Genomic DNA, 1,495 nt, shown 5'->3' with positions numbered 1-1,495 from the left:
GGTCTTGACCTCAACGCGTTGGGATCAATTCTGGAACAAACTGAATCAATACGGCTTTTCCGTTGCCCTCTAATAGTATCAAATAGAGGTCGCACCCCTCCAACGGATAAGTAAGGAGTAAAGAGTCACGACCTGCTCCTCAGGCTACAGGATTTAGCCTGAGGAGCACAGTAATTTCACTGCAACGCGAGGATAAACCTCTTGCGTGAATCAAGAAGAGAGTGCAAGTTCAAAGTTGACGATTGCAGCAATCAGATTAAACTGTAGTCCAGAACGCTTGCGTCGATTCCGGTACCTGCTCCGCTAGAATCCGAAAATGTACAGTGCCAAATTAAATGACATCGGGACAAATTAGTGTCGTCAGACCGTTCTGGTCGCTGCACGCTTCCAGCCATTAAGGTTGATGCCAGGTTGTCCACGCCCTGTCCGTACCCGAAGCTAGACGTTAGCTGAGACAGGCTTCACACCCTTGATGACATCAATTTGGCACCACGACAAATAAAAAGTCACTGTACAGCAGTGTTTGCCGCTCGCATTACAGAATCATCTTCGCCTTGAACTACATCTTTGATCCAATGCATCTTGTGTTCGAGACTACCAAGTCATTTCCGACTCAGCGCGATAGCTTGCTGAGCGGGAATGACTCAAATCAGAATGAACCAAGAGGTACGATGGAACGGGGGTCTCTCTCGTACGTCCTGACGCACCGATTACTGCTACCCGTTTCATTGAGACATGAAGACTGAGGATAAACCATCGCTCAAGGTTGAGTGACCTACGCCAAATTTAGTGCAACGAAGAGGCTAAAAATCTAATTCTGTCGTTCCTACTGCACTTCCCATCTCGTTCATGGGTCAGTAATAGTGCTACCTACCAAAAATCAACAGCTTGATACTCCCCATGCCTAAAGGCGAGGGGATTCTTGAAGAGTCCACAAGCGAACCTTCAAAGGCGTTAACAAAGCGCCCCTACTGACTCCCTCAAGGCATAGCCCTAAAGTTGTCGCTACTTTTCGCAAGATGTTTGCCGCACCGTTGCAATCAGCATTGATGTACTGATTGTTTTGAGTGCGGTACAAGCCACGTTTAACTCGTCTGCCTGACTCCTTCCACCCTTCGGGTTTCTCACCGATTTTAGGCAGGAAATCATCATCCACAAACGAAGCCTTAGACGTATAGCTTTCTTCCGTCTCAACGAATCGAATCCCGTGCTGTTCGCACAGTTGCGAGACTCTCTCTTTGAGTCTGCCCGTGGGAATCTGGACAAACTTCTGATTGGTTTTAGCACCCATATTGGCACCGTCTTTCTGCCCTCGATTCCAGCCAAACACGACGGTGCCGATTCTGTTCTCAAGACAATGATTGATCACCTTTCTAGCCGCTTTATTGACCGCATCCCTAACCTGACGATTGCGTTTCTCAGTGATGGCAGCTAATCGCTTAGACCAAAAACCTTGAGGCTGATTCTCTTTGAGGGTGGCAACTTGCTTGTTATA

At 47.8% G+C, this 1,495-nt stretch carries 1 protein-coding gene and 1 pseudogene; both read right to left on the bottom strand.

The genetic code is table 11. From position 1 onward, the window contains the following. Positions 1–210: 210 nt before the first annotated feature. Positions 211–297 (bottom strand): annotated as a pseudogene (locus tag A8707_RS28785) (IS5/IS1182 family transposase); the annotation flags it as partial. A gap of 607 nt (positions 298–904) precedes the next feature. Further along, positions 905–1,495 (bottom strand): IS200/IS605 family accessory protein TnpB-related protein (locus tag A8707_RS26135; RefSeq protein WP_156518764.1); only part of this gene is annotated, 591 nt, incomplete at its 5' end.

This window comes from Phormidesmis priestleyi BC1401 (assembly GCF_001650195.1).
Classification (GTDB): domain Bacteria; phylum Cyanobacteriota; class Cyanobacteriia; order Leptolyngbyales; family Leptolyngbyaceae; genus Phormidesmis_A; species Phormidesmis_A priestleyi_B.
This window is presented reverse-complemented; position numbering and strand designations above follow the sequence as displayed.